The organism is Pseudoalteromonas shioyasakiensis, assembly GCF_022398475.1.
Classification (GTDB): domain Bacteria; phylum Pseudomonadota; class Gammaproteobacteria; order Enterobacterales; family Alteromonadaceae; genus Pseudoalteromonas.
The window spans coordinates 1-7,044 of record NZ_JAKEVM010000180.1; the positions used below are offsets into that span (position 1 = coordinate 1).

The following is a 7,044-nucleotide window of genomic DNA, read 5'->3' on the forward strand; positions in this document are numbered from 1 at the left end:
AGTTTTTACAATATTAGATTTTGCATAATTATATAAATACTGAAAAGCAGCAGTCACTGCTCCATTCGCAAATTTACCACCAGATATCGCAGATGCCGTCCCGCCAACAACGGCTGACTGTATTGTCGCTGCAACAGGATTACTCAACATAATGTCGCTCACTTGAAAGCCTTTAGTAATGCCCGCTGCAAAGAAACCATGACCAAACTTGCCTCCTTGAAGATCAGAAATAACACCTCCAGCTACTGCATGAGCAGCAACATGTAATGGACCGTTATAATATTGAGTTCCTTGGAAGCTCTGACCAATTCCATAGAAAACGCCAGCAATTGCTGCTGTGCGCCCACCTGCATGAAATGCAGCACCTAAGCTACCCGTATGATAGTAATTCACTTGAGCACTAAACAGTGCTGAGCACCATACCTGACAACCCGGAATAAAGTTTAAGGCGACTGATGCAATAGTTTGTAGCCCTTGGCTATTCATTGTCCGCTCATAAGACCATGCACCAAAAGCTGCACCGGCAAACCCACCGATACCAAATCCAGCAATTTGTGCCCCTGCTTTCCCTAAAAGCTTCTTAGCCGCCCATTTGAAGAAATAACCAGAGGGATCAGTCATCGACATCGGATTATTCAATACATAAGAATAACGGTTATAGTTTTGGCTATTCATTGGTGCTTGGATATGCGGATCAGCCTGTAAGAATCGACCCAAGGTTGGATCGTAGATCCGACCGTTCATATGAATGATATCTAATCCACTTAGTTCCTTATGGCCTGTATAACCTTTACTCTCGGCCGGACTTTGCTGCTCTAGTAAACTAATTAAACTACCCGATGTATGAAAACGATTTTGTTTACCCCAGGCATCATAATTAATATGTTGCACTACCGAACCACTTGCATTGGTAATCGTAGTCGTAGAACCTAAATGGTCTTTATGTAAATAGAATGTATCGTAAGTTCCATTTGAACGGTCTGTTACGACGACATTTCCCACATAATACTTATGCTCAGTGATACCGTTACTGCCTTTAATGCGCTCATACAAGCCTTTTACATATAACGATTCAGTGACGCCATCACTTCGAACGTCTTTTCTTAAATATAAGTTACGATTGGCATCATATTCCAGGTGGCTATTAATGCCTCCCTTCGTTATTAAGGTCGGTTTGTCGTATGAAGCATAAGTAAATGTTCGACTTGCGTCTTTTAATACATTACCACGATTGTCATATGAATTACTGGTTGAAAAGTCATACACTGTTGAGCCACTGCCATTTGGTCCCGTGGTAACCTTTGCCAGCCGATTTTTCTTTTCCGTATCATAGGTGTAATAACCTACACCTTGCTTGTAAGTGATATTACCCAATCTATTATAATCATAGTTTTTGAAAATACCGCCCGAATTGCTACACGTCGTCGTACCTGTCGTCGTTCGTGCAGTATCTAACCGATATAAGCTATCGTAAGAAAAACGTTCACAAAAATCGTGTGTAGTTCCGCCTAATCCATAGTTATGACTTCTCTCTTCAAGATTACCATCCGCATCGAACTTAAATGCTTGATTATCCAGTAATGTCGTTCCTTTTGTAAGCGACATCGCTTCTATATAACCATTTGATGACTTAAAGCCACGCGTTTGTTTCACACCATTGGCGTAACGAACATCAGTAACATTTCCACGTGCATCAACCGCTTTGATTTCTTGATAAATTTTCCCGTAATCTCTGTGCCCAGTTGTCACATTTTTTAGTGCCGTAGCTGCACCGTAACCATTATATTTATGCTCAACTGTAAAGCCGTTAGCAGGATAAAGCGTATATTTTGGGCGATTTAATGAGTCATACATCATTTCTGTAAAGAAATTTTCACCATCAATTACCGTACGAGTACTCGACACTTTTAGGTTATGCCCGTATTCATAAGATTCTTCATAATTAGGTGAGTCAACCCAGCTCATTAAGCAAGTATTTAAAGACTGTGCGCTGCCTTTTTTATACGCAACACGGCTTAATGCCCCTATCACTTTGGTATCGTATTCCCAACATGTGAGTCCATCTGGGTCTAAACGTGCAACTTGGCGACCCATTTTATCAAAACTAAACGCTGTAACCTGATTACTGCTATTTGTTTGCTGATATAGCTCACCAAAACTATTGAATTGATATGACCATGTCCCTTTGTCTAAGTCGATCATCTGCGTCTTCTGACCAGACGTATTGTAGATATTTGTTACCTGCGTATGACTCAACGTTGAGCCTGTATATACTTTCGCAGTCACTAATTGACTTTCTACATTGTAGGTATACGTTAATTTTGTCAGTAACGTATTCGCAGCAGACAACTGCTCAACACTTGAATTTTGACCAACGAAGTTAGTCGTCACACGCTGCTTGTTCCCCTTTTGGTCAATGGTCGTCACTTGATTGCCATTGTAAATACGTGAAATGGTATGCCCCGTCGGCGTTGTTTCTGACCCTACACGCCCTAAGCGGTCATAGTGATAGTCTGTTTTATAATTCGATGCAGCATTCTTGTTTGGCTCAGTAACTGATTTTAACCGTCCCAATTCATCATAATCTTTAACTACAACTTGCCAACTACCGTCTAACAAGCGTTTTTTGCTTGCGATTTCTCGCCCCCAAGCATCAAAGAATACTTGGCTTTCTAACCCTCCCGACGCGACGCTAATTTGACGGTAAAATGCACCTGCAAAGCCACAACTAACAGAACTACACTTACGTGTGTACATTTTTGTAATCAATGTTGGTGATTGCGGGCTGGCAGATACCTTTGTCTCGCTAAGAACACCAAAAGCAGAAATGAACTGCTGGCTTTTCGCCCCATTCGCATCGATTGTTTGAATCGCTTTAATAATACCTAGTGGGCTGGCTACGTAAGACTCACTCCCCGCAACTTTATATCGTGATTCTGTCGAAACGTTATTAGCATCGGTTGTTGATATGACATAACGCCCTCTATTATCGTAAACTTTACTCGTAGAGCGGGTATTGCTTTGTGCACCATTACCATTTACCGCAACAAATGTGGTCGACGTGCGGTTACCCCAGCTATCGTAGCTATGCGTTGTTGTGCCAAGCGAAGTTGTTTCAGTTTCAAGCATCTTATCACTGTTGTAAGTGAAACTTGCTGTTTTAACTAGGTTACCAGGGCTACCATTTACTGGCGCTTTACTCCCCCCAATTGTCAATGACTTTGTAACTGTTGCCCGACTTAAGCGCCCCATCAGTTTATCTAAGTTAGAGCTACCAAAGACGTTGGCCGTGGTTACCGTTTGATTGTTTGTAGAACTTTTTGAGCCTGTTAACAAGTTATCCGTGAAAGTTGTTATATTTGTGGCGTTACCAAAATAGTCATACGTATTCGATGTTTCAGTACGTGAAATTAGCGAGCTTGATGTTAAATCTGTATTTAATGCGTAACTACGCTCAGTAGACTTTTTGATGTAAGCTTGCACACCACCAAAATACGTCCCTTTAGATTCAACATTATTATTAGCATCACTAATTAAAATTGCATTGTCACCAACCCCTAATGATTGAACCGTGGATTTAGGTATCCCCGTATAAGGTGCTAGCTGATTATAAGTGGTCGTTGTGATGATACAATCATCATAATTGGTGTAAGTAATTGGCCTATAGGCATAAATTGGTGCGCCTTCGTCATCCTCTTTTAACTTAAACGGAACCCGCGTAGTCGATTCACCACACGTTTGTAAATCAATGGTACGTAAGAGCTCAAACCCTAAATTTCCATACCCTTTTTTATGCAATAAAAGGCCACCGTACTGATAAGCGACTGAACTTGTTGTGCCGTAGTTTGATAATGAATCAACTCGTGACACCATAAACATACCCGTATTAGGTGAAAAATAATCCTTATTACGAGTACCATCGGCGTTAAGGCCTTGTGTAGACTCTTTTTGAATATATGTTGCAACAAGTTCATTTTGGAAATTACTGAAAGTATTTGTAATGCTTGAATAGATGATGCTATTAGTGACGCCGTGGCCATTTTCAACTGAAGAGATTACATGCATTAGCTTATTTGCATTGTTGCTATAAAAAACATTCCACTTGGAACTAGAACCCTCCAGTAAGTCTAATTGCCCATCACCATTTATATCACTAAACTGAGTGATTTTGCTTTTATCAAAATTCCATGTTCCTCTTGCTTCAAAAATTAACTGCTCGTTATTAGTTTCCAGTGGTCTAGCAAAATAAGTTGTTCTAGCAGTTTGATTATTATTAGCGATAAGCAAATCAGTCCTTCCATCTCCTGAAGCGTCTAGGAAGTAGCTGTAATTCTCTTGCCCATCTGTAAACGGAAGTATTGTATTATCTGCCCCACCAGCAATCATGACTGTCTGAACGCCAAGTAATTCAGTACCATTACTTAGCCTATAATTTAGATGATTCCCGCTTCTCCATATTATATCTGTTAAACCATCGCCGTTTAAATCTACAGCTTTAGGCTTGTTGAAAGCATTACCTGATATTTCTTGTGCTGGACTCTCCCAATCTGAGCCAGAATAAAGATACCAATCAGTTTCATAACTAGTTTTACAAGTCGAGGAGGAGCTTGTAAAAGATGAAGTAGAGATTTCCGTACTATTTAATTGACCAGAACTACAATCTTTGACGGTTGTTTTCCGACCAACTAATAGATCTGTAATTCCATCCCCATTAAAATCAAGAACAGTTGCATTTGCAGCCCCAGCAGTATTGCTATATCTATAGTCACCATTAAATATTTCGTGATCTCTATAGACCTTATCATCTGGTAAAGGTATACGTTTTCTTATTGGGATAGTAGTAAGAAGCTTAGCAGAGGAAAATGCTCTACTGCCAAGATTTTTATAGTAATAAAAATTTAACCCCGTTGAATAAACAATATCCTGAAGACTATCGCCATCGACATCCATGATTTGCGTAGAACCTTCTAAACCAATTGCTTTTTTTCCGATGCCTGATACATAAACTTCTATTGTCGTTGGTTCACATTTGTTCGGATCATACTTTGGACCATATTCGCAAGATTGAGAACTAACGGTAGTTTTTTTATTGCTAATAGCAACCCAATCAGAGTCTTTGTCTTTAGCAACGATAAAATCTAAGTTCCCATCGCCATCCACATCTAAGATTCTTGCAAACTCGGCTTTTCCTGTGTAACCACTGGTACCTGACAAAGTTTTTGAAGTTGTAAAAGTGGGCCCATATTTTACTTTCCAAGAACCATCAGGGTACACAATGTCAGAATAGCCATCACCATTAAAATCAAAAAACAAGGCTTTTGAGTTATTTGCTGCATTAAAGTTAAAAGTAGAGGATGACTCAAAAGGCTTGAATGGATCATTTGTAGGCACTTTATGACAGACCTTAGTTCTTGGGATCGTGTCTTCAAAATGACAACTATCTTGTAAAGAAGTTTCTATTGGTTCCGGCTTTTGCCAGTTAAATGTCATTGGTGCATTACATACATTCCCTTGACACTCCTCTAAACTCTCTAAATAATTTTTTTCGTCTAAAAAGTCTGATTCATAATAGCTCGGTGTATATTTTCTAAATTCTTGACCATTTATAGAAACGACTATATTTTCAAGTAATGCCGCTTGAGTTGTAGGTGAGCCAACAAACCAGCCTGAACGCCTTTTCCTACTTTCTTTATAATTGAAAAGCACTTTAGCATATGGTTTCTTATTACTTTGACGACTATTACCTGTGTACTCAATCGACATCAAATAACTTTGACCATTGTGAGACGCATAATTATTATAAAAACTTCTATAGCCTTCAAGTGATGAGGTATAGTTATATACGAAGTAATTACCTTTTACATCTTCAACACCTTTAATTAGCCAAGTAAAACCTTTGTTTAGGTCTCCATCTTTGTGTAAATAGGCATCAGATTTACCTGTAGAATAAGCACCACTTTGCAAGTAAAAACCCTTAGACAGTTTTTTACCTAAAACTGAATTTGCATTTGTAGGGATTGCCGTTAAATCACCATAATAATGAATCTCACCCGCCTTATTTTCTACTGTAAATGCTCGAAGTGAACCTCCTGAATTATAATGAGGTGTGATTGTCGCAAAACTATCTATTGCAGTGTGATACTTAGCATTTGTACTCCAATAAGCTGCATCTGTAATGCCAATATCATTATTATTCTTTGAGTTTGCGGTTCTATTTTTTAGCAACCTTTGACCATTGAAACACAAGCGGTCACTTTGCGTTAACGACACTCCTCCTTGCTTACCGTCATATACCGGAGTTTTCCCACATCGTGAAATTGCACTTGAAGCACTTATATTCCATCCCTGTCCCATAATTCCTGAGCCAGCTTGAGAACTATAAGTAAGTGCAACTTGTGGTTGTACGCCCGCAGTAGACTTTGGTAAAGCGATAGGTATCGAGTAGGTCGCAGCACCACTTTCAGACACCCTAAATTCGGCTGCAATTGCACCAACATGCTCAGTGACTGAGTCTGAAGGAGAAACCGCTCTCTCACCACTAACATCAACGACTTGTGTTTCATTTGAAGTTGCATTCGCTGAACAAGCTAATTTACCTTGCTCAAACTGAGATACATCGCACTGGCTCCCTGTCATGCACGCTGACACTTCGTATTTATATTTGCCTTCAACATTGGGGGATTGAGCAACTAATATATTGCCATTATTAATAACATCACTTGCTGTACTACATTGCCATGCCCCAGCTTGACCAGTGATACTATCTATTGCTCGGTAATAATATGCACTCGTGGCACCAACATCACCTATAATTATTTGTTGCTCGTCACCGGTGTTGTATACACCAACACCTTGGACATACACAGCTGGAACTGGGATTATTGTTGTTATATTACTATTAGAAATTGGCACCCAAGATGACGTCTGGGATGAATTCGCGTGATTTGAAAGTAATATTAAGAAAAGTATATTAAAAAAATCAGATCTTTTAATGAAAATTGCTGACATATTCTTCTCCCTAAGTCGTCCAGCCAACATTAATGT

General features: G+C 39.5%; 1 protein-coding gene. It reads right to left on the bottom strand.

Going from position 1 to position 7,044, the window contains the following annotated elements:
- Positions 1-7,008: RHS repeat-associated core domain-containing protein (locus tag L1D51_RS19740; RefSeq protein ID WP_239964583.1), on the bottom strand; the 7,008-nt coding region annotated here is incomplete at its 3' end.
- Between the last annotated feature and the right edge of the window lie 36 nt (positions 7,009-7,044).